This is a genomic window from Neobacillus sp. GCM10027624 (assembly GCF_042675345.1).
GTDB classification, from domain to species: Bacteria; Bacillota; Bacilli; order Bacillales; family Cytobacillaceae; genus Neobacillus; species Neobacillus cucumis_D.
This window is the reverse complement of record NZ_JBHTHD010000013.1, coordinates 310,712-333,296: the sequence shown is the minus strand read 5'-3', so window position 1 is coordinate 333,296 and position 22,585 is coordinate 310,712. Positions and strand designations below refer to the sequence as shown.

General features: G+C 40.7%; 17 protein-coding genes. 7 read left to right on the top strand and 10 right to left on the bottom strand.

All coding sequences use genetic code 11. The features are described 5' to 3' along the window. Window positions 1-55: 55 nt before the first annotated feature. Complete coding sequence (locus ACFQZ9_RS22660; protein ID WP_498945537.1) at window positions 56-2,245, bottom strand: DNA topoisomerase III; 2,190 nt, start codon at window positions 2,243-2,245, stop codon at window positions 56-58. A gap of 157 nt (window positions 2,246-2,402) precedes the next feature. On the opposite strand from ACFQZ9_RS22660, the gene ACFQZ9_RS22655 reads away from it, so the two are divergent. Both ACFQZ9_RS22655 and ACFQZ9_RS22650 read left to right on the top strand, forming a co-directional pair. Further along, window positions 2,403-3,671 (top strand): MDR family MFS transporter, encoded by a 1,269-nt coding sequence (locus ACFQZ9_RS22655; RefSeq protein WP_498945535.1) that lies wholly within the window; start codon window positions 2,403-2,405, stop codon window positions 3,669-3,671. 318 nt (window positions 3,672-3,989) lie between these two features. Then, window positions 3,990-5,222, top strand: a complete 1,233-nt coding sequence (locus ACFQZ9_RS22650) for an aminopeptidase (protein ID WP_498945533.1) — start codon at window positions 3,990-3,992, stop codon at window positions 5,220-5,222. 1,286 nt (window positions 5,223-6,508) lie between these two features. Here ACFQZ9_RS22650 and ACFQZ9_RS22645 read toward each other — a convergent pair. The 3 genes from ACFQZ9_RS22645 to ACFQZ9_RS22635 are packed head-to-tail and all read right to left on the bottom strand — an operon-like array spanning window position 6,509 to window position 8,724. Then, window positions 6,509-7,711: a hypothetical protein gene (locus ACFQZ9_RS22645; protein WP_498945531.1), complete on the bottom strand. Its 1,203-nt coding sequence runs from the start codon at window positions 7,709-7,711 to the stop codon at window positions 6,509-6,511. Window positions 7,712-7,749: 38 nt separating this feature from the next. After that, window positions 7,750-8,136: a DUF6114 domain-containing protein gene (locus tag ACFQZ9_RS22640; RefSeq protein ID WP_198311603.1), complete on the bottom strand. Its 387-nt coding sequence runs from the start codon at window positions 8,134-8,136 to the stop codon at window positions 7,750-7,752. A gap of 15 nt (window positions 8,137-8,151) precedes the next feature. Then, a complete protein-coding gene (locus tag ACFQZ9_RS22635) occupies window positions 8,152-8,724 on the bottom strand; it encodes a DUF6230 family protein (protein WP_198311602.1) in 573 nt (190 codons plus the stop codon). 206 nt (window positions 8,725-8,930) lie between these two features. Here ACFQZ9_RS22635 and ACFQZ9_RS22630 point away from each other — a divergent pair, with 206 nt between their 5' ends. From ACFQZ9_RS22630 to ACFQZ9_RS22620, 3 genes are all read left to right on the top strand, one after another. Next, complete coding sequence (locus tag ACFQZ9_RS22630; protein WP_498945530.1) at window positions 8,931-10,433, top strand: response regulator transcription factor; 1,503 nt, start codon at window positions 8,931-8,933, stop codon at window positions 10,431-10,433. A 98-nt stretch (window positions 10,434-10,531) separates the two neighbouring features. Further along, window positions 10,532-10,927 carry a large-conductance mechanosensitive channel protein MscL gene (gene mscL / locus ACFQZ9_RS22625; protein ID WP_498945529.1) on the top strand — a complete coding sequence of 132 codons (396 nt, stop codon included), beginning with the start codon at window positions 10,532-10,534 and terminating at the stop codon, window positions 10,925-10,927. A gap of 75 nt (window positions 10,928-11,002) precedes the next feature. Continuing rightward, window positions 11,003-11,611 carry a Bax inhibitor-1/YccA family protein gene (locus ACFQZ9_RS22620; RefSeq protein ID WP_198311634.1) on the top strand — a complete coding sequence of 203 codons (609 nt, stop codon included), beginning with the start codon at window positions 11,003-11,005 and terminating at the stop codon, window positions 11,609-11,611. 40 nt (window positions 11,612-11,651) lie between these two features. On the opposite strand, the gene ACFQZ9_RS22615 is transcribed toward ACFQZ9_RS22620, so the two are convergent. From ACFQZ9_RS22615 to ACFQZ9_RS22605, 3 genes are all read right to left on the bottom strand, one after another. Further along, window positions 11,652-13,391 carry an aromatic amino acid hydroxylase gene (locus ACFQZ9_RS22615; protein WP_498945528.1) on the bottom strand — a complete coding sequence of 580 codons (1,740 nt, stop codon included), beginning with the start codon at window positions 13,389-13,391 and terminating at the stop codon, window positions 11,652-11,654. A gap of 75 nt (window positions 13,392-13,466) precedes the next feature. After that, a complete protein-coding gene (locus ACFQZ9_RS22610; protein ID WP_498945526.1) occupies window positions 13,467-14,789 on the bottom strand; it encodes an MATE family efflux transporter in 1,323 nt (440 codons plus the stop codon). 174 nt (window positions 14,790-14,963) lie between these two features. Continuing rightward, window positions 14,964-16,211: a cation:dicarboxylate symporter family transporter gene (locus ACFQZ9_RS22605; protein WP_198311598.1), complete on the bottom strand. Its 1,248-nt coding sequence runs from the start codon at window positions 16,209-16,211 to the stop codon at window positions 14,964-14,966. Between the two features lie 287 nt (window positions 16,212-16,498). On the opposite strand from ACFQZ9_RS22605, the gene ACFQZ9_RS22600 reads away from it, so the two are divergent. Then, entirely contained in the window at window positions 16,499-17,656 is a 1,158-nt protein-coding gene (locus tag ACFQZ9_RS22600; protein WP_498945525.1) for a sensor histidine kinase, read from the top strand. Between the two features lie 5 nt (window positions 17,657-17,661). Further along, window positions 17,662-18,582 (top strand): response regulator, encoded by a 921-nt coding sequence (locus ACFQZ9_RS22595; protein WP_498945524.1) that lies wholly within the window; start codon window positions 17,662-17,664, stop codon window positions 18,580-18,582. A gap of 52 nt (window positions 18,583-18,634) precedes the next feature. On the opposite strand, the gene ACFQZ9_RS22590 is transcribed toward ACFQZ9_RS22595, so the two are convergent. Genes ACFQZ9_RS22590 through efeO form a run of 3 tightly spaced genes read right to left on the bottom strand, consistent with a single transcriptional unit; the run spans window position 18,635 to window position 22,561 of the window. Next, window positions 18,635-20,392, bottom strand: coding sequence for an FTR1 family iron permease (locus ACFQZ9_RS22590; RefSeq protein WP_498945523.1), 1,758 nt, complete (start codon window positions 20,390-20,392; stop codon window positions 18,635-18,637). Window positions 20,393-20,422: 30 nt separating this feature from the next. After that, window positions 20,423-21,715 carry a Dyp-type peroxidase gene (efeB, locus tag ACFQZ9_RS22585; RefSeq protein ID WP_498945522.1) on the bottom strand — a complete coding sequence of 431 codons (1,293 nt, stop codon included), beginning with the start codon at window positions 21,713-21,715 and terminating at the stop codon, window positions 20,423-20,425. After that, complete coding sequence (efeO, locus tag ACFQZ9_RS22580) at window positions 21,716-22,561, bottom strand: iron uptake system protein EfeO (protein WP_198311594.1); 846 nt, start codon at window positions 22,559-22,561, stop codon at window positions 21,716-21,718. Between the last annotated feature and the right edge of the window lie 24 nt (window positions 22,562-22,585).

Sequence of the window (22,585 nt, the reverse complement as noted above, 5' to 3'; positions counted from 1 at the left end):
ACAAAGGGGCTATTCAAAAAGATGTTCACTCTTTTTGAATAGCCCCTTAAATAGGTTAATCAAACTTCAACCCTTTTAATGCTTCTGCCAACGCATTATTCAAAGGTTCTTCCTCTTTGTTTTGTTTTTTCAAATACTTTTGTACCGTGCGTTTATCCACTTTTCCACCAGATTCCTTTTTACGGCGTGCTTCGAAAGCAGATAGTTTTTCACGGTATCCACATTTACATGCAAAGATTTGGCCCTCGCCTTCACCGCGTAGCTCTAGTTTTTTATGGCACTGCGGGCATCGTGCATTGGTGACACGCGAAACATTTTTCCGGTGTCCACATTCGCGGTCTTGGCATACGAGCATTTTGCCTTTTTTCCCGTTAACCTCTAGCATTGGTTTCCCACAGTCCGGACAATTTTTTGTAGAAATATTGTCGTGCTTATATTTTTTATTACTTGCCTTAATTTCTGCAACGATTTCATTTGTGTAGTTTTTCATTTCGCTGATAAACACGTCTTTTTTCAACTTACCATGGGCAATTTGATCCAGCTTTTGTTCCCATTCCGCTGTCAAAGTAGGAGATTTTAGCTCTTCAGGCACTAAATCCAGCAATTGACGGCCTTTAGAAGTAATGTGAATGTCTTTTCCACGCTTTTCGATTAGGAATGAATTAAATAGCTTATCAATAATATCCGCACGTGTCGCAACAGTACCTAGTCCACCCGTCGATTTTAATGTTTCTGCCAGCTGTTTATTTTTTGTTTCCATATACTTCGTAGGGTTTTCCATTGCCGAAAGTAATGTTGCCTCATTAAACCGTGCAGGCGGATTAGTTTGACCAGATGTTTGGGCGATTAGTTTCACGTTTAATGTGTCGCCTTTTTCGATGCGGGGTAATATCTGTTCCTTTAGGTCATCAGCCGCATCCTCATCTTCAAAGCGATTTTCGTATACTTCTTTCCAGCCAGCCGCTAAAATCGTTTTTCCCCTTGCAACGAAGTTCTCATCCCCGATTTTCGCACGAAGTGTTAATTGCTCATACTCAAATGCCGGGAATAAGACGGCCAAGAATCGTTTCACCACTAAGTCATAAATTTTCCGCTCTTTATCCGTGAAGGCAGAGAAGTTTACATAGCCTTCTGTTGGAATAATGGCATGGTGATCGGATACTTTGCTATCATCTACGAATGCTTTCGTAGCTTTTATTGGCTTGCTTAAGATTTTATTAATTAATGGACGATATTCCCCAACACCACATGCTCGCAAACGTTCAGGAAGCGTTCCTACAATATCCGAAGAAAGATAGCGCGAGTCTGTACGAGGATACGTTAAGACTTTATGTTGCTCGTACAATTTTTGCATGATGTTTAACGTTTCCTTTGCAGAGTAACCAAAGATTTTATTCGCATCACGCTGTAATTCTGTTAAATCATAAAGACCTGGAGAAAATGACTTCTTTGGCTTTTTCTCGATTTCTTTTACAATCGCATTTTGTTTGCCTAGTTTTCTCACAATCGCATCGATTTTCTCTTTATCAAAGCTGCGGCTGTTCCCTTTTGCATCTTGCCATGCCAGCTTTAAATGATCTGCTGTTTGGGCTTCGATGCCGTAATAGGTTTGCGCTTTGAAGTTTTTGATTTCGTCTTCACGTGCTGCAATCATTGCAACAGTAGGTGTTTGAACACGGCCGCAGTTTAGTTGGGCATTGAACCTAGTGGTTAGAGCACGGGTTGCATTAAGTCCGATATACCAATCCGCTTCTGAGCGCGCGACCGCTGAAGCATATAAATTGTCATATGACTTGCCAGGCTTCAAATTAGCGAAACCGTCTTTAATCGCTTTATCGGTAACAGAAGAGATCCATAGACGTTTAATCGGCTTATTAACTTTTACTTTATCAATAATCCAGCGTGCGACTAATTCTCCTTCTCTCCCTGCATCTGTAGCCACGATGATTTCTTTCACATCATTTCTTGTTAGTTGGCTTTTAACCGCATTAAACTGTTTTCCTGTTTGCTTAATGACAGTCAACTTCAAACGATCCGGCAGCATTGGCAGATCTTCTAAATTCCAAGTTTTATACTTCACATCGTAGCTTTCGGGGTCAGCAAGTGTGACTAAATGTCCGAGTGCCCACGTAACAATGTATTTATCTCCTTCAAGGTATCCGTTTCCTTTTTTATTACAATTCAGCACGCGAGCAATATCACGTGCGACAGAAGGTTTTTCAGCAATAACAACACTTTTTGCCATTTTTTAAACATCCTTTCGAATTTCAGGTAAGTTAACTATAGCATACGTTTCAAATGGATTCAGGTATTCCGAAGATTCCAATACATAAAGGTATTGAAACTAGTTCCAGCAGGATAGTATGATGTAAATGCTTACATGAATGAAATGGAGATTTTTTATGAGAATTAGAGATTGGGACCGTAATTTAAAGGTCCGTTTATTTGCAGAAGCGATGATGAATATTACTTTTTGGATGTTCTTTCCGTTTTTGACAATTTACTTTGCAGATGAATTTGGTAAAAATAAAGCCGGGATTTTATTGGTATTTTCGCAAGTTTTCTCGGTGCTCGCCAATCTGATGGGAGGCTATTGTGCCGACCGCTTTGGCCGAAAACGAATGATGGTTCTTTCTGCAATTGGTCAAGGTCTTTCTTTTATCATATTTGGAGCTTCCAGCTCACCGTGGCTTGACTCGCCATGGATTGGCTTTATTTCCTTTGCGATTGCCGGAGTTTTCGGTGCGTTCTATTGGCCCGCAAGTCAGGCAATGGTAGCAGATGTCGTCGAAGAGAAAGATAGAGGGAATGTCTTTGCGATTTTTTATACTTCGATTAATATCGCCGTCGTTATTGGACCGATCTTAGGTGCAATTTTTTATGTGAATTACCGCTTTCAGCTTCTACTCGTGGCTGGTATTGTCTGCATTATGCTAGGGTTAATCCTGGCAAAATGGACCCGGGAAACCGCTCCATTGAAAAAATCAACCTCCATTGATGTGGAAGGGAAATGGTATTACTTTTTACAAAATCAGCTTCGCGACTATTCACTCATTATAAAAGACAAAACATTTCTACTGTTTATTCTTGCTGGCGTACTGGCTGGTCAAACCTTTATGCAGTTGGATTTATTAATTCCCGTTTATATGAAAGATGTGCTAAAAACTCAAAGTCTGTTCTCCTTTTCAATTAAAGGTGAGCAGGCATTTGGGATCGTACTGGCGGAAAACGGGCTTCTTGTCGCATTATTGACCGTTTCCGTTACAAAATGGATGAGCCGGTACAAGGAACGAAATGTATTTATTCTTTCTTCTATTATGTATGCCATTTCGATTTTGCTCTTTAGCGTAACGGAATGGATCTGGGGATTTATTATTGCCATGGCCATCTTCACATTTGGTGAATTAATGGCGGCCGGACTTCAGCAAAGCTTTGTTTCCAAGCTTGCACCCGAACATATGAGGGGACAATATTTTGCTGCTGCCAGTTTGCGGTTTACAATTAGCCGGACCATTGCCCCAATCTTTATCCCGATGACCGTGTGGATTGGGTATCACTGGACATTTTCCTTCCTATCGATTGTGGCTTTAATCAGCGCTGGTTTCTATTGGCTCATGTTTTATTTTTTTGAAAAACAAATACCCCCAAAAAGTTCAAAAAACTTTCTATAAATTGTACTAAAATGTTCACATCTCCCTCTTTTACTATTATAATTAACTTGTAAAGGTTTTCTATTATTAAGGGCGGTGGAATGTATGGATGGGTCACAGTTTTTGTCTCCAACATCAATTTCAGGCATTATTACTTTTCTAGTTCTATTTTCCGCAGGGGTTTATTTTAATATAAAAGTATACGGTTCTAAACTGCAGTAAAGATGAAAAGTCTTTACTGTTTTTTTATGCCTTTTGGTCAAAATGGCTGCTAGTTTCTTTTTCCAATTAAACAAGCTACAATATATATGAAGATTCTGGTAAAGGAGAATACATAAAATGAGTGAATTTCAGAAGAACCTTGAAAAATATGCTGAGCTTGCGGTAAAAGTGGGCGTAAATGTTCAAAAGGGACAAACATTAGTCGTGAATGCTTCCTTAGATGCAGCTGAATTTGTTCGTCTTGTAGTAAAGAAAGCATATGAAGTTGGGGCATTCAATGTTGTGGTCAATTGGGCTGATGACTTCGTTTCCCGTACAAAATACGATTTAGCACCTGATGAAGCCTTTCAAGAATTTCCTGCCTGGCGTGCAAAAGAGACAGAGGAACTTGCCGAAAAAGGCGCAGCTTTTATGTCAGTTATTTCTTCTAGCCCAGACCTTTTAAAAGGAGTCAATCCAGAACGAATCTCCAATTTCCAAAAAGCGGCTGGTACCGCATTAGCCAAATACCGCCAGGCGATTCAATCCGATAAAGTTAGCTGGACTGTTGTAGCCGCAGCATCTCCTGCATGGGCTGCAAAAGTATTCCCAGATGTTCGAAGCGAACAGCAAGTTGAAAAACTATGGGAAGCAATTTTTAAAGCAACCCGCGCAGATGTTGATAATCCTGTGGATGCCTGGAAAAAGCATGATGAAAATTTACATGAAAAAGTTCATTATTTAAATGAAAAGAAATATTTGAAGCTACATTATAAAGCTCCTGGTACCGATTTAACGATTGAGCTTCCGAAAAACCATCTTTGGGTTGGGGCAGGAAGTATAAATGAAAACGGTCATGAGTTTATGGCAAACATGCCGACGGAGGAAGTTTTTACGGTTCCGCTTAAAACAGGTGTGAATGGTACAGTTGCCAGCACGAAACCTCTTAGCTACGGTGGTAATATTATTGACCGTTTTTCGATTACGTTTGAAAATGGAAAAATTGTTGGGGTAACAGCGGAAGAAGGAGAAGAAATTCTGAAGCGTTTGGTTGAGACGGATGAAGGCTCGCATTATCTTGGCGAAGTAGCCCTTGTTCCTTTTAACTCACCGATTTCACAGTCCAATATTTTGTTCTTTAATACCTTGTTTGATGAGAATGCGTCTAATCATTTAGCGATTGGAAGTGCGTATGCGTTCTGTATTGAGGGAGGCAAGAAGATGTCTGCTGATGAATTAAAAGAAAATGGACTAAACCAAAGTATTACCCACGTTGATTTCATGATTGGTTCGGCGGAAATGGATATTGACGGCATTACTGCTGATGGCAAATCAGAGCCCGTATTCCGCGGCGGAAACTGGGCGTTCTAATTGATGATATGAATGATGAGAAAATGTCCTTCGATTTTTAGTGTTGAAGGACATTTTTTCTTTTTAATGATGCGGTTACTGCCCATCGTTCCCGTGATTTTCAAAAAATCAGCGGGGCCGGCACTATCCAGGGTTCATAGTTCCCGTGTCTTCTAAAATATCAGCGGCGCGGGCACTATCCAGAGTCCATAGTTCCCGTTACTTTCAAAATATCAGCATTGCGGGCACTATCCAGGGTGAATAGTTCCCGTTACTTTCAAAATATCAGCATTGCGGGCACTATCCGGGGTTCATAGTTCCCGTGTCTTCTAAAATATCAGCGGCGCGGGCACTATCCGGGGTTCATAGTTCCCGTTACTTTCAAAATATCAGCTTTGCGGGCACTATCCAGGGTTCATAGTTCCCGTGTCTTCTAAAATATCAGCCGCGCGGGCACTATCCGGGGTTCATAGTTCCCGTGTCTTCTAAAATATCAGCGCCGCGGGCACTATCCGGGGTTCATAGTTCCCGTTACTTTCAAAATATCAGCATTGCGGGCACTATCCGGGGTTCATAGTTCCCGTTACTTTCAAAATATCATCATTGCGGGCACTATCCAGGGTTCATAGTTCCCGTGTCTTCTAAAATATCAGCATTGCGGGCACTATCCAGGGTTCATAGTTCCCGTGTCTTCTAAAATATCAGCGCCGCGGGCACTATCCGGAGTCCATAGTTCCCGTTACTTTCAAAATATCAGCATTGCGGGCACTATCCAGGGTTCATAGTTCCCGTGTCTTCTAAAATATCAGCGCCGCGGGCACTATCCGGGGTTCATAGTTCCCGTTACTTTCAAAATATCAGCATTGCGGGCACTATCCAGGGTTCATAGTTCCCATGTCTTCTAAAATATCAGCGCCGCGGGCACTATCCGGAGTCCATAGTTCCCGTTACTTTCAAAATATCAGCTTTGCGGGCACTATCCAGGGTTCATAGTTCCCGTGTCTTCTAAAATATCAGCGCCGCGGGCACTATCCGCGGCTCATAGTTCCCATGTTTTTTAAAATATCAGCGAGACGGGCACTATCCGGGGTCCATAGTTCCAAGGCCAAACCTTTACAATTAAGAAGAGCGCACTTCCCTGGTCAGTCTAAGACTAGTATTGGAGGCCCTGGCGGTGGTGAAGTCGTTCTTTGACTTCCATCGACAGGCGTGACGCAACCTCGAGGGGCGGGATACTTGTGCCGGACAATTCTCAAAGTCAGTACTTTTTATACCTTCTTTTAAAAAAGAGGATCCCTGATCTTTTTCTACGCTCTAAATAAAATCACCCCGTCCTTCTCCTTTGACACATTATCACGCATCTTCTCTAGCTGCTCAACAGGGTCATCAAGCATTATTCTTCCCAACAAATCCAGTAACCCCAACGATTTTAGCAACCCATCATTCCATTTTTCAAGCCATTTCGTCTCGGTAGCATTCTCGGAACAAACAGCCCCTAAAGCTACCTGCTTTTTGAGCGCTTCATCAATTAAATCCAAAGCAAGTTCTTTCGATATAACCCCTTTAGCATCATCAAGCCGTTCACATACCGATTGCACGGTCTCTTCTACCTTCTTCTTTGTTTCCGTAACCACTGGTTCAACTGTCTTCACAACAGGTTCCACTGGTTTTACTACTGGCTCCAACGGCTTTGTCGCCGAATCCACCACCTTTGTCACCGGCTCCAACGGCTTCGTTACTGGCTCCAGTGGCTCCGATACCGAATCTACCACCTTCGTCACCGGATCCAACGGCTTCGTTCCAGAATCCACCACCTTCGTTCCAGAATCCACCACCTTCGTTACTGGTTCCAGCGGTTTCGTCACCACACCGACCACATCGTTTACCGGTTTCGTTATTTTACTGTTCTTCCCCTGCTCATCCGCTCCTTCCTCACATGTGAGCGGCAAATGCCTCTTTGAAATCTTTTCAATTTCTTGATTCAGTTTCTGTCCAGAAAGCTTCCCTAATTCTTGAAGGATACCTAATTTACCTGGCTCAGAGCCACCTGCCTGCCCCGAAATCGTATTCAGAACAAGCTGCTTTATACTGCTATCCGCATTATCCATATAGTGTGCGACCATTACTACATTTTCCATCCCTAATTCCGGAACCGTTTCCGATGCTTTTATACATGCACCCTGAAAGGAAATCGCTGTCGTATCTACAGTCATTCCTTTTACCGTTACCGGCCCATTCGCCTTTAACGTGATGCTGACGGGACCTTTGGGACTATTCACTTGTTTTACTAAACTCATTCCATAAATAGTGGCTGAATCATAGTGAAACCTGAGCATTGGTTTTCCATCATTCGTGGAGGTTTCTTGTTTTACAATGAAAGCAGTCATGCCTGTTCCAATCACCCGGTCGGCTTTAATGATAAAACCATCCGCCTCATTCGTTTCGGCTTTAACTTTTCCACTAATGGAGAATATGGTTAAAAACATGATATGGAGACATATACTGCACAAAAAAATCCTGCTTTTCCACCACATATTTCAATTCTCCTTTAGAATGTTTGTGCCGCTTTTTCTGTATTGCTTGGCGGTGTAACCTTTACCTTTGCAGGACCGAGCCTCCAGGCCATTAGTAAGGCCCCGCCGATAATGCCAAGAAGTGTCCCGAAGAGAAAACCGCCCAAGGCACCTATCACAGATAAAATCGATAAGAAGATTGTAAAGATCCCTAGAACCTTGGAGGCATTTGGAAAAAATAAAGCACAGATCCCTATCAATGTAATCGCCCCGCCAAACAGCAGCCCAATGGTTGCAATGGAGCCAGGCAGGAAGGTGCTTAAATAAAGATTTAACGGGATCCATAAGATTAATAATCCGCTAATAATGGTAATGATGGCTCCCCCTAAGGGTCTTTTCTTCCGCCACTGTTTAACTCCCACTCTGTTCATCCTTTCCTACTTTTTGATTCTTTCCACTGTTAATCTCATTCCGTTCATATTAATTGTTTTTTGAAATAGATAATGGGTTTTCAGCTTTGCATGTTCAAGAGTAATAGTTGAAGAGGTTTGTCTAAATTGGTTTTGCCAGTCATCACTATGGTGTTCCTTAAGAACTAGATTAGTGAATTTCGCGTCTGCTTGAATCAGACTTGCATCATGCTGCAGCCCGGTAATTTGAACCGGTTTTGATGCCGTTATTTTCACGCGGATCCATTGCCCGCCTACCTTAAAATCCTTGTACAACTGAAGATTATCAATAACAAGATTATCCATAATATTGGTTCCTTGGGGAGCAGAATCTTCACTGCTCGTTTCTCCCAATTTTGGATAAAACGTATAGCCATTTCCTACAAGTTTATCAAACTCAACATAAAAGTCTCCAACTCCCGCAATGGGTACGGCATAGGCCACCCCCGATAAACCAAAAGAAACTAGCAGCAGTCCCAAAACCAAAATCCCTGAAGCTAACGCTGACCAAAAAACCTTTTTACTCGTTGTCCCTTCTACAAGTTGAATCGAACTTTCCATTCACTCGCCTCCCTGTTTTTTAAATTTTTAGAAAATATACGATTTCTTTAACATTACTTTGAAAACCCTGCAACTACAATCACGGAAAATATCGTGATTATCTGACAACCCCGTCAAATGTCGGGTGAAGGTTAGTACTACGGACATATGGGAAACCGGAAAAACGAACTGTTATAATAAGAGAGACCGTGCGGGGGTGTAAAATAATGGAGCATAAAGTAGAGCAGTTGCTACTTAAAGGGCTTAGCATCCTATTTGAATATAAAGAACCATTTTTAAAAGAATGGAAAAAGCTTGTTTCATCAGCGAACATCCAGCATACCACACTTGCATCAGAATTTGACTCCATGATTCAACTTGCCATTCATCAAGTATCCAAACAAGAAACTCCAACTGTTGACACTATTATTCTTTCACTTCTAGATGAATGGCAGAATCGTTTTTCTTCCATCCATGATGAATATGAATCTATCTTTCTGCTTACTTCTATAGAAAATTTGTTTCATAAACTGTTAGTAAAAAATCCAATGACTGCTGAGATCGATCACCAGGCAATTCAAGCTTTTTTTTCTAGAATACTTGATCATGCTTTGTTAACCCATGACTTGCAGGACCGGACTGAAAAATGGTTAAAAATGATTCTAGCCACAAAGGTCATTCCGATTAAGTGGATTGCCCTTGTTAGAAAAGAAGACCAAGATTTTCAGATTTCCAAAGTAGTTTGTTCATCCAAATTTTCTGTCGAGACTCACTTGCTTGAAATATGCTCAAATCTAAAATCGAAGGAAATCAATCACCTGTCGAATGCCCTTTCTAGATTAATTGATTCAAATTCACCAGAGGCTTCTATCCTGCAAATTAGCTGTTTTAATGAAACCTTACTCCTTTGTCTTCAAGAAAAAGATTTTCCGGTGACCCACCATCAAACGGAGTTTATTAAAGGGATGTATCTCCGTCAATTAAAGCTTCACCATCTTGAAAGTAAGCTAGAATGGAAGGATGCTTCCCTGCTGTTTTTACAGAGTTTGCTTAAGTCGAGGAGTGTCGATCGTGCTGTTCAGGCGATTACAAAAGGATTAACTGATTTTATGCCCTTTAAGCGCTGCGCCCTATTTTTGTATAATCACCATGAAGAAAAAGGGATTGGGGTTTGCGGCTATAATGTAAACAATTCCTCCCTCCAGCAAATTAGGGAGACCATTTTTAAGCTGCCATTAATAAAAAAACACCTAAATTCATTAAATTATTCACAGCCTCTTTATTTTTCGAATGCGTTGGAAGTTCTGCCAAAGAGATATGTCCGCGAGTTCCGTTTAAAGTCCTTTGTGGTATTGCCCATCCTTGCAGCAACAGAAGGAAATTTACTTGGCATTGCCATTTTAGACCAGGGAGAGGATTCACAATTTGAGGTTTCAACACCAACCTTAACCACTTTAATAAAGTTTGGACAATATGCCGGCGAATCACTCCATTCAATATGGGATGAAGCACTGCAGCAGTATGGCAGCAGCAACAGCGTATTAACAACACGTGAAAAAGAAGTCTTGAAGCTGATTGCAGAGGGTGCTTCCATTAATGAAGCGGCACAGGAGCTCCATCTCAGCAGCTATACTGTTCGTGATTATGTTTCAATAATCATTCAAAAGCTTGCCGCGAAAAATCGAACAGATGCCGCTGTGAAGGCAATTAAAATGAAGCTAATTTCATAAATATAGAGCAGCAATAGAGGGGCTGCTCTTCTTTATTGGTTGATAAGGTACCAATGAAAATTGTAAAATAAGAACTAATACATTATGGAGGTTTATTTATGTGGAATGAATTTAAACAATTTGCAATGAAAGGAAACGTCATTGACCTCGCAGTCGGTGTAATTATTGGCGGTGCCTTTGGAAAAATTGTTACTTCCCTCGTTAATGATGTTATTATGCCCTTAATCAGTTTACTGATTGGCGGGGTTGGATTTGATTTTACAAAACTCCAAGTTGGTACACTTAAATACGGCCTATTTCTTCAATCCGTGCTCGATTTCTTTATTATCGCTTTTTGCATCTTCCTTTTTGTCAAATTCATCACTCGCTTTAAAAAGAAAGAGGAAGCTGTGAAGGAAGTAGTAAAAGTGGACCGCTCCGAAGAACTTTTAGCGGAAATCCGTGACATATTAAAAAAAGATAAAGATTTTTTCAGAAAAAATGAAACATCTTGACCACTTCCTCGTATTAATTAATAAGAAACTATTTTGAGGTGAAGAAATTTGTACACACAAACATCTACTGAATTTATGCCATCTGTTTTAAGGACGTTTGCACTTTCGCTTGCTTTCGCCTTTATTGGCACAATGGCAGGTGTATTTGTACCAACTGCTTTATTTTTACCTTTGTCAATCCTTGAATTGGTCATGCTTTTCGCCGCTTTCTTCTTTAGAAGAAAAAAGGCGATTTCCTATTCGTTCCTTTACATTTTTACATTTATTTCCGGTATTACCCTTTATCCAATTGTGGCTCATTATTTAGCAACAACCGGGGCAAATACAGTCATTATGGCCTTTGCCACCACAACGGTAGTATTCACGGGGATTGCGATTTATGCATCAAAATCAAAACGAAATTTCTCCTTTTTAGGAGGATTTCTGTTAGCTGCCTTGCTTGCTCTTGTGGCGATTTCAATCTTTAATATCTTCTGGCCACTTAGCACAACAGGAATGCTTGCTTACTCCTTTATCGGAGTCATGGTTTTCAGCGGTTATGTTCTCTTTGACTTTAGCCGGATGAAGCATTATGGGGTAAGTGCGGAAGATGTTCCATTGATGGCATTAAGCCTATACTTAGATTTCATTAACCTATTCATTAGCATTCTAAGGATCTTCGGGATTCTTCAAAGTAAAGACTAACTTAAAAGGAGCTTGGATCATGATCCAAAGCTCCTTTTTCTTATGATTCATTGATCAGCATTTGCCCTCGTTCAATCATTTGGCTGATGGATTTTTCCCAGTCGGTATTCTTTAGGGATTCTTCAACATGCGTGATGGAAGGTTCGGCTATCTTGTATTTTTTAAATAATTCCAGAATTTCTAACCGGAGCAGCCAATCATTTGGATATTGATGATCTACAATTGTTAAAATTTTATTTATTTGTAAAAGACTCTCCTGATTCCATTCATCCTGCTCTCGAATCTTCCGGACTTCCGCGTATAAATGCTCTAATTCTGTTAGGCTTCTCATTTCAACCAATCCCTCTACTTCTTCTTCTTTCTGCAAATCAAAATAGGCATTTGGGTCGGCAGCACCGGCAAATACCGATGTAATTTTTGCCCCTACCGGCATATCAAAAATGCCCCAATCCTTGGCAAATAGAACTTGATCCTGATAGGTAACCATACAATCCTTGAAAGATATTACTATCGGGTGACCGCTAGACCACAATATTTCTTTAACTGTCCCCTCTACTTTTACCCCGCTTTCGAAGTTTAAACAAGCTTTCCCCCTTTCTACGATTTCGAGTTCTTCTAACTCCTGACTCGTGCAATTTTCAAGTAATCGGTTTCCTTCTAACACTCCGATTGGCGCACCAAAACCATTATGATGAGTTTGTTTGCCGTGCCCTGGTAATTGCTGATCATTTATAGATAAGGCAGTTGGTCCTTTGGTTCGGATATACACGGCTTCTCCCTTTTTATTCTTTATGATGGTCGATAAAGTCCCTGTGACCTGCAGACCTGATGAATAAACAATCGTTGCAGTATTATCAGATTGAAGCGCTTTTTCAAGACTTTCTGTTCCACCTTTTTGAAAAGCCATTGTGGCAGCAAACTTTTCAATTTCGTCTACTAACTCTTCAAAATTCCTGCAGACAAATAATTGCGGCTGTGGCTTTGTAACGTCATAAGAGGTTTTGATACATTCTGCAACGGAGAAAGGGATTTTCCTTACGTTATCCGCTAAACAGCTTTGACTTTCTCCAACAGAAGATAGCAAACCTGCACCATATATTTTAGGATTATTCAATTCGCCAATTAAACCATATTCTACCGTCCACCAAAACAAGCGCGAGATATAGTCTGCCTCTGCCAAGCTTTTTACCTTTTTTCTCGCCTCAGCAACCTTTACCTCTGCTAGTTTGACCTGTTCAGGGGTTGACGCTGGGTCCTCTGCGACAATGGTTAAATGTCGAACAGCTCGAAATACGTCCAGCTTCTCCTTACTTGAAAGGGCTTTGGATCCCATTATGCCTATCTTTTTTACATACTCACGATAGGTCTGATCCAACAGAATCGGGGCGTGTCCTGCCGCTTCATGGAGCATATCGGGGGCAGGAGTATAGGCGATATTCTGCAGTTTCCGAACCTCGGTTGCTATTGGTAAAATGCCATTCGCTAAAAAACTGTAGAAAGCTGAACCTGGAATTAGACCGTCAATCGAAACAGCCCTCCATCCAACTCTTGCAAGGCTCTTATCCATTTCCTCTACCTTTGGAATCGATTCAGTTTTAATTCCCGATTGCGCCAGCCCATTTACATAGGAAGGGTGGGCGATTTTTTTAAAGAAAAAATGGTTTTGCTTCATGACGAAACGCCATACCGCATGATCGATAGGGGTATAGCTTTCGTAATGTTGCTTTGATATATAGGGTTTTAAATGGGCAGGGATGTTCATTGTCGTTTTTCTATTCATCTGACCGACCTCCTTGGTATCATATTTATTTGATTCCAGTAAATTTAGACCCAAGGACCTGGCCAAAATAAGCAATTATCGTTGAACTGCTCCTCTTAGGAAAACGGATATTCCGATTTTTTTGCAGATGGTTAGATAATGCATAAGCGCCAGGAGAACAGCCCCTGTATTCATGCCGATGATGACCCCTTCCATTCTCCATTCTGGATAGGAACCGAGCCAAACCATTATGGTAAACGAAACAACAACCGACCAGATAATTTGGATAAAAGAATCTTTAATCATATCAAGCCCAATCAAAAAGGCTTGGAATGGCATGATGAAAAAGTGGAATAAGAAATATGGCCACAGCATTTGCAAGAATACCGCGGGAGTAGATGATTTAAAGAATAGGGAAGTTAGTTCCGGTGCGAAAAAGTAAAAGACCCCGACTGCTGCAACTCCGTAAATAAAGGTCATGAACATGACTTGTTGGAGCATTTTTTGCAGGCTTGAATAATCTCCAGCAGCATGGGTTTTTGAAACACCTGGAATCAGTACGATCATCAAGGAATGGGCAATAAAAGCAGGGAAAAAGCCAATCGACATCGCTACCCCCATCAGCATCCCAAACTGCTCTGTAGCCATTGTTGCGGACAAACCGGATCGAACCAGCGCTGCCTTAATCAGAAAAGGTTGAACAGCCCCTGTTACGGCAGAAAACAATCTCATCCCAGTAGTCGGAATGGAAACGGCCATTAAATTTTTCCGGACTACCTTTCGATTTAGATTAGAAAAAGGAATCCGTTTGACCTGCTGGAACTGAACGATAAACATATAGAATAAATAAAGAAAGACCACCACCTCACTGCCAATCAATGCCGCAATAGCAATCAACAATGCACTTTCTGTTTTAAATTGAAACAACCGAAATAAGACAAAAAGGGCAGCAAGCTGAAAAACCTTTCTCAGAAAGTTGGCGACGGCAATTTTCCCCATATGATGCTTCCCCATGAAATATCCTCTTGCCACAGAGGTAAAGGAAATCACCGGGATTAGAATAAGAACCAGCCATCTGACATAGGGATGGTACCCATTAAAGACTGGGATAAACTGCATAATACTTGTGGCTAAGAGCAGCAAAACACTTGTAAAAATAATCGTAATAGTAAGGGCGTGATAAAGGATATTTCGGTGGTACCTGTCCTCTTTTTCGGCAATAAATTTAGAAATGGACACCTGCAGTTCAAAGCTTGCGAGCAACACAATTAAAAATATCGTCGGCAAAATGGACATATATAGCCCCAGTCCATGTTTCCCAAGTTCACGAGCCAAAATCATATTAACAAAAAATTCGATGCCTTCGCCTAGAAATGCGGATGCCGCTAAAAAGAAGATACCTTTGTAGTAAATAGCCATTTTTTTCGATTCCCCTTCAATAGATCTCACTTCTATAAACCTATGAGACAAGTCCTTTGAATAGTAGGGAAACTTTTTTACTTTTTCTGGATGGCACTTTTTCATCCTGCCAATTCCTTCAAAAAAAAGGCACATCCAGCTATCCGCCAGTTGTGCCTTTTTTAATATAACCGCCTATGCGGCTTGTTCTTCTTGATGATCTCTTACTTTGTGGCCTTCCCATTTGGAAATAACAATTGCAGCAAGTGAGTTACCGACAATGTTTACACATGTACGGGCCATGTCCAGCAGCCTGTCTACACCTAAAATAAACGCTAGGCCTTCGACTGGAACACCGACACTACCTAAGGTTGAAAGCAGAACTACAATTGAAACTCCAGGGACACCTGCAATCCCTTTCGAAGTAACCATTAAAATTAAAACTAATGTAATCTGTTGTCCAATGCTCATATGAATACCATACATTTGCGCGATGAACAAAGCGGCAATAGCCTGATACAAAGTCGAGCCATCCAAATTAAACGAATAACCAGTCGGGATAACAAATGAAGTAATCCCTTTTGGACAGCCGATTCGTTCCATTTTTTCCATGATTTTTGGAAGAACGGTTTCCGAACTTGCAGTAGAATAGCCAAGAATTAGTTCGTCCTTTAAATAGGCTAATAATTTGAAAATGTTATAACCGCAAATTTTCGCAACAATGCCGAGCACGACAACAATAAAGAACGCCATCGCACCATATACGGTAATAACCAATTTTCCAAGCGGTATTAATGACTCCAAACCAAATTTTGAAACCGTAACCCCAATTAAAGCAAATACCCCTAATGGAGCAATCTTCATAATCTGATTGGTTACATAGAACATCGCATCGGCTGTACCTCTAAAAAATTCAATAATCGGTTTGCCTTTTTCACCAATCGCTGCAACACCAAGACCAAACATAACGGAGAAGAAAATAATCGCCAGCATATCTCCATTTGCAAACGCCTGAACCACATTGGTCGGTACAATATTTACAAGTGTATCAATATGAGAGTGTGACTCCGTTGCTTTTTCAGTCGTAACATAGGAACTGATATCTGATTTAACCAGTTGCGAACGATCCACCCCTGTACCTGGATGAAAAATATTAGCAACTAACAGGCCGACAACAATCGCAATCGTTGTAATGATTTCAAAATATAGAAGCGTTTTGCCTCCGAGTTTCCCTAGCGATTTCATATCGCCGGCACCGGCAACACCAACTACGAGACATGAGATGACAATCGGCACAACAATCATTTTAATTAATCGTAAAAAGATGTTTCCAATTGGCTGTAAAAATTGCTCGATATGTGGATTCCCGTAAAAAATGGCTCCTAAAATAATCCCAAGAATTAACCCAATAAAAATTTGCCATGCTAAACTAATTTTTTTCACTCGCTTCTCTCCCATCGATAAGTTTTTTGATTTTTGATAATATTATAGTAGGAATATAGTTTGTAAACGATTACAGTTTATATCATAACGGCCGACCTACGATAACCTACAAAAAACTACAAAGTGGGTTAAAAAAATTTTTACAATTGAAAATAATTTTTTTACTATAGATAGGGGGGGATCGTATTCGCGATAAAATTTTAGCCTATTTGTTTATGATCATTGCCGTGCCTATTACCGGAGAATTAAAGTTTTACCCCTTAAGTGGTGCTGATTTAAGATTCAGCATGAGTACAACTGTATTCTTCTTCATTTTGTTATGGTCACGAAAAATACATCCCGTCCTTGCGGGCTTATTAACGGGAAGCGCCGTCGTTTGTTTCCGAATCATTCTGGACAAGCTTCAAGTTGGCTCCTTTGATTTCCCTGACCATTTTCCCGTGTTTTTCTATTACATGATCTTTGCTGCTTTCTTTCATATTTTTAAAGTAAAAAAATTATATCATCGGCCCCTGCTCATTGGTCTGCTTGGAATGGTGCTCGAAATAATGGGGAATTTTTCAGAAATGATCATTCGCCATTACACAACCGATATGAAAATGACAGCCTCTGGCTGCCTGATTATTGTAGGGGTAGCAATCATCCGCAGCTTCTTTGTACTTGGCTTTTTCAATACGATCCTGGTGCGTGAGACAAGGCTTGCTGAAGAGCAGCAACGGAAGCGGACTGAAGAGGTTTTACTGTTAGTCTCAAATTTATATGTAGAAATGTTCCAATTGGAAAAATCAGCAAAGAACGCAGAGCAGCTAACCAGCGCCTGCTACACGATTTATCGAGATTTAAAAACGCTAAACAATCAGAAGGAAGCCCAAGCCATGTTGAAAATCGCCGGGGAATTACACGAAATAAAAAAAGATAATCAACGTATTTATGCTGGCTTGTCTAAATTAATGGCTAAAGAAAAATTAGACGACTTTATGAACATTCGCGAAATCATTTCAGTTGTAACGATTTCAAATAAAAATTATAGTGAACTGCTCGGGAAATCGGTTGATTTTCAGGTAAACATTTCGGGGGAACATTCGGAGTACCATACCTTTATCCTTCTTTCCCTTATCAATAATCTTGTTGCCAATGCGGTGGAAGCCATCCATCAGGAGGGCCAGATTGTATTAACGGTTGAAAGGGTTCGAGAACAAGTCAAAATAAGTATAAAGGATAGTGGAAACGGGATTTCTGAGAAAAACAAAATGTATATTTTTGAACCAGGTTTTACAACAAAATTTGATCAAGCCGGGATTGCTTCAAATGGAATCGGTTTATCCTACACAAAAAATGTCATTGAAAATCTGAATGGCACAATAAACCTAGTTGAATCAGAGAAAGGAAAAGGTACAACCTTTGAAATTCTGCTTCCGGTCAATAATTTAACGAAAAAGGGGTGATTACCATGAATTTTTTTATTGTCGATGATACCGCCACCATCAGAGGGATGCTATCAAATATCATTGAAGAGGAAGGTTTGGGGTCGATTGTAGGGGAAGCAACGGACGGGGCTGAAGTGGATGCCCAAACCCTTGCATTACTGGATGTGGATATCCTAATGATTGACCTGCTCATGCCCATCAGGGACGGAATTGAGACGGTCAGAGAAATTGCTCCCTCCTTTCAAGGGAAAATCATTATGATCTCTCAAGTCGAGACAAAGGATATGATTAGCGAAGCGTATTCTCTGGGAGTGGAGCAGTATATCACGAAGCCGATTAATCGGCTTGAGGTGGTCAGTGTCCTTAAAAAAGTTAGTGACTATTTGATGCTGGAAAAATCACTTCATCATATTCAAAAATCATTAAGCTTTTTAACACAGCATAATACAAACAACCGCATTTTGGAGAACACTCGTCCAAGTAAACAACCTTCCTTTATCTCCTCTGCCAAAAGCATCCTTCTTGAACTTGGGATTGTTGGCAAGAGTGGTGAAAAGGATCTTTTGGATCTTTTAGCGATTTTACATCAATTAGACATGGAGGGAAATCGCGACCTCCCGCCTTTGAAAGAGTTATATGAACAAGCGGCCAAGACTCGGCTCGGTTCAGCCGCTTCACCGCAGGAAATAACTAAGGAAGGTAAGGCCGTGGAACAACGGATCCGCCGTACCATTCAACAGGTGCTCGAGCATCTTGCCTCACTAGGTTTAACCGATTATGCCAACCCAACCTTTGAGTACTTCTCATCCAAATTATTCGACTATACCCAAGTACGAATGAAAATGCTCGAACTCGAAGGAAAGAAAAACACCACTTCAACTACCCGAATTGATATCAAAAAATTCCTTCATTCTATCCTTATGGAAGCAAAGGTTAGGGGCTGACACGGTGCCATATAAAAAAATACTCAATCAAAATAGGGCCGAAATGGCCCTTTTAAACATTTGCAGGTATTGACTTTTTAAAGAATTTTTTCTTTACCGCGTAAGTCATGAAGAAAATAATCACAAGCAATCCAATTTGTGTTAATGTCGTTTCCCACGTTGGGTAAAGTCCAATCCAGTCAACGTATGGAAGCTTATTAACTGTCGTGGTCGGAATCATATTTGATATTTGCAGGGCATGAACGCTGATACCAAGAATTTTAAATGCCAATACATAAATAAGGATGGTTGCCGCTTTAAAGAATAACCGGATTGGAATTTTCACACTGTAATTGATGATAAGGAACCCAACCACAGCTAAGATTACCACTGCCAGTAATACTCCGATAACGAGTTGCTGTAAGCTGATATAAGGGGTAATCCCCGCATAAAAAATAATCGTTTCTGCGCCTTCACGAAAAACAGACAGAAAACTAATCATCGAGAAGGAAAGAAGGCTGCCTTTTGCGATTGCCTGTTCCATTTGTTGATTAATAAACTTATTCCAATTTCCGATGCTTGATTTATTATGCAGCCATGCCCCGATGGTTAACATCATTAACACCGCCACAATGCCGGTAATGCCTTCGATATATTCCCTACTCGAAGCAGCAGTTAGTTTTGAAAATAGAATGTTGATGAAAATAGCAAGAATTGCGCTTAGAAAAATACCCGCACCAACCCCTGTCCATATCCATTTTTGCTTTGAAGATTGCCCCATCTTTTTAAGAAATGCCAGCAATGTAGCAACAATTAATAATGCTTCCAAGCCCTCACGTAGTAAGATTAATGCTGCATCCCATAAAGTGTAATCGGTTTTGCTCAATAATGGAGCAAGTCTGGTATGTAAATCCTCAATGATTTCAGACGCCTTTTGGGCATTAACATTTTTAGAGTTAAGGATGCTGATCGCTGTTGGAACCTTTGTTTCCATATCATTATATAGCTTACCATCCCTTGTCTGGACATCCCCTTCGACCATTGGCCAAATCGTTAAGACCTCGTTAAGCGTACTGCTCGTATTTTGATAATCTTTTTGGGAAATTTGGTCTTCAGCCTTCGTTAAAAGGTTAGATAAATCTTGTAAACTATACGTTTCTTGAGACTTTCCTGTGCTCTTTCCGACAAGGAAGTTTTCAATTTCTTTCGTTAATTCATCTAATTGGAGCTGTGCCTTTTTTAAATCCGGCGGTTCCTGAGTGATTGCAATTCGGACAAGAGCCGTGTATTTTTCAATATTTCCATAGGAAGCAATACTTTCATCGTGAACGAAGGTTTCATTGGCGGTCCATTGGTTCATTAATGTTTGATATTGCAATTTCACCTTTGAGATATTCCCTTGTTCGCTGCTTTCCTTCATGGTGTCAATGATTGGAAGAAGCTTTTTAACCTGTTCTTTTCCCTTTTCTTTATCAACTGGGTTTTGTTCTTGATCATATTGCACAACTGCACTTGAAAGAGCAGAGAGACCTTTTGTAATGGCTTCATTATCCGCCTTCTCTTTTAGGAGACGATTGACATCATTTAGTTTTGTGTTAACTGTTTTTGCAAGTTTACTATCTTCTTTTTTAAGAGCATTCCACTCTTTTGAAAATTGTTCCATGTTTTTCGAGACAGTGGCTTGATCCCCTTGTTTTGCTTTCATTAAGCTATCGCCAATTAGAACAAAAAGCTCATCATGATTTTCAGCTGCTGCTGCAGGCTGAATCATTAGGATGAGCATGAACAGGCTGATGAATAGGGCCAGTGATAATTTTATTTTCGTCTTCATTAATTCTCTCTCCTTTAAAGAGGAGAAACATTAGCTAAATAATGTTTCCCCTATGAAACCACCTTGTTTGCATCCTGGTAAACAAGCAAAAATCGCACTTCCGCGGTGGGAAGTATATTCATTTAACTTATCCATTTTTGCTAGCCGCTTCTGAATCGGGATAAATTGCTTGCTCGGTTTTCGTTGAAAACATAAAAACAATAATCCTGCATCAAAGCTCCCAGTTTTTACATCCATTCCGTTTGAATAAGAATAGGCCCGGCGCAGGATCTTTTGCGTTCCATCCCCGTGCGAAAGTCTTGTATGTGAATTAACAGGAATAAAGTCTTTACCGTATTCATCTTTATGATTGAAATCAAGCTTGTCGAATTCATTCTTTTGCCCGAGTGGTGCTCCACTAATACGATTGCGGCCAAATGTATTCTCTTGTTCTTTTAATGTCGTGCGGTCCCATACTTCAATGAACATTTGGATTTTACGGACGACAAGGTAACTTCCGTTAGCAAGCCAATTAGGACCATCTCCCGATTGCACCCAAACCTGCTCATTCATCAGCTTTTCATCATTTACATCCGGATTTGCAGTTCCATCTTTAAATCCAAACAAGTTTCTTGGAGTTCCTTCCTTCGGATCAGCCTGTGCCGTACGTTGAAATCCTGATTGGGCCCAGCGCAAAATCGCTTTCCCCCTGGCAATGCGAACGAGGTTTCGGACGGCATGAAAGGCGACCTGCAAATCATCAGCACAAGCCTGGATACAAAGATCTCCGCCGGTCCACTCTTCTTCTAACGCATCAAGTGGAAATTTGGGAAGATCCACTAATTCCTTTGGCTGCTTATGTTGTAGCCCAAAACGGTCTTGATTTTCCTTTTTAAATAGCGTCGGCCCAACCCCAAAGGTAATCGTTAATTTGGATGGCGATAATCCTGCTGCCTCCCCAGTGTCTTTTGGCGGGAGAAATTCATTACTGGTTAGCTCCCCGACTGACTTTCCTTCCGTTATTAAAGCAGCTGCTTTTGTCCAATCCTTAAAAAGTCTAATTAAATCCTGTTTATTCGTTGTGGTTACATCTAAAGCAGCAAAATAGACATGATTCTGTGTTTTTGTTGTAATTCCTTGTTGATGTTTCCCATAAAACGGGATGCTCTCACCAGAGTCTATTTGTTTAGCCTTGCTCTCCGTTATCGAGAGCAAACCGCCTAACCCGGATGCTCCGACTAATACCCCCACACCGCCTATTCCGGCAGTTTTAAGGATATCTCTTCGTGAGAATTTTTTTGCTATTTTAGTAGATTCATTGTTGATATTTGGGTTTGTTGACAATTAAGACGCCTCCGTTACCATTCCTATTTGAGATAGTGGTTCTGCTAATGCATCAATCGCCTGACTTAATTCTTTTACTTGTTCTTTAGAAAGTTCAGTATATAGCTGGTAGCCGTCACCTTTTTTGTATTGGTTTAAAAGGCTGTACATTTCATCGAAACGGGTTTGAATTTCTTTTGCCACATCGGCATCTTTATCTTTTAAAGCTGGCTTTAAAAGTTGATAAATCTTTTCTGCGCCCTGTACGTTCGCCACAAAGTCATACAAATCGGTATGCGAATAGCGGTCTTCTTCTCCTGTTACTTTAGAGGTTGAAACCTCATTCAATAGGTCTACCGCTCCGGTAATTAATAGGTCAGGAGTAACCTCTACTGTTTCCACCTTAGCACGGAGCAAATTAACGTCCTTCATTAATTGATCGGCATATTTTTCATAGCCTTTGGTGGTCTTATCAACCCAAAGTCCTTTTTCGATTCGGTGATATCCTCCCCACTCTGCTTCAGGAACATCACCTTCACGAGCATCGATTTTTGGATCAAGATCGCCAAACACTTCAGCGATTGGTTCCGCTCTTTCGTAGTACATGCGGGCTGGACCGTAAAGCTCTTTCGCTTTTTCAATATCTCCGTTTTTTACTGCGGTCGTGAATGCATCTGTTGCCTTAACGAATTCCTCGATTTCACCAACAGCATACTCACGATATGTATTCGTGACACCATCAAGATTAGCCGCACTGCTTTTTGGTTCTTTTACCTTTTCAGGTGCAGAGCTTTTTTCTGTATTGGAACATCCGAATAATAGACTGCTAGATAATAAAATAACGCCTGATACTTTATATAAATTCATTCTGTAAAATCCTCCGAATTTCTA

Coding starts and splice junctions, on each gene's coding strand:
- ACFQZ9_RS22660 (WP_498945537.1), bottom strand. CDS start 2,245: ATGGCAAAAAGTGTTGTTATTGCTGAAAAACCTTCTGTCGCACGTGAT.
- ACFQZ9_RS22655 (WP_498945535.1), top strand. CDS start 2,403: ATGAGAATTAGAGATTGGGACCGTAATTTAAAGGTCCGTTTATTTGCA.
- ACFQZ9_RS22650 (WP_498945533.1), top strand. CDS start 3,990: ATGAGTGAATTTCAGAAGAACCTTGAAAAATATGCTGAGCTTGCGGTA.
- ACFQZ9_RS22635 (WP_198311602.1), bottom strand. CDS start 8,724: ATGGAAAGTTCGATTCAACTTGTAGAAGGGACAACGAGTAAAAAGGTT.
- ACFQZ9_RS22630 (WP_498945530.1), top strand. CDS start 8,931: ATGGAGCATAAAGTAGAGCAGTTGCTACTTAAAGGGCTTAGCATCCTA.
- mscL (WP_498945529.1), top strand. CDS start 10,532: ATGTGGAATGAATTTAAACAATTTGCAATGAAAGGAAACGTCATTGAC.
- ACFQZ9_RS22620 (WP_198311634.1), top strand. CDS start 11,003: ATGCCATCTGTTTTAAGGACGTTTGCACTTTCGCTTGCTTTCGCCTTT.
- ACFQZ9_RS22615 (WP_498945528.1), bottom strand. CDS start 13,391: ATGAATAGAAAAACGACAATGAACATCCCTGCCCATTTAAAACCCTAT.
- ACFQZ9_RS22610 (WP_498945526.1), bottom strand. CDS start 14,789: ATGGCTATTTACTACAAAGGTATCTTCTTTTTAGCGGCATCCGCATTT.
- ACFQZ9_RS22600 (WP_498945525.1), top strand. CDS start 16,499: ATGAGTACAACTGTATTCTTCTTCATTTTGTTATGGTCACGAAAAATA.
- ACFQZ9_RS22595 (WP_498945524.1), top strand. CDS start 17,662: ATGAATTTTTTTATTGTCGATGATACCGCCACCATCAGAGGGATGCTA.
- ACFQZ9_RS22590 (WP_498945523.1), bottom strand. CDS start 20,392: ATGAAGACGAAAATAAAATTATCACTGGCCCTATTCATCAGCCTGTTC.
- efeO (WP_198311594.1), bottom strand. CDS start 22,561: ATGAATTTATATAAAGTATCAGGCGTTATTTTATTATCTAGCAGTCTA.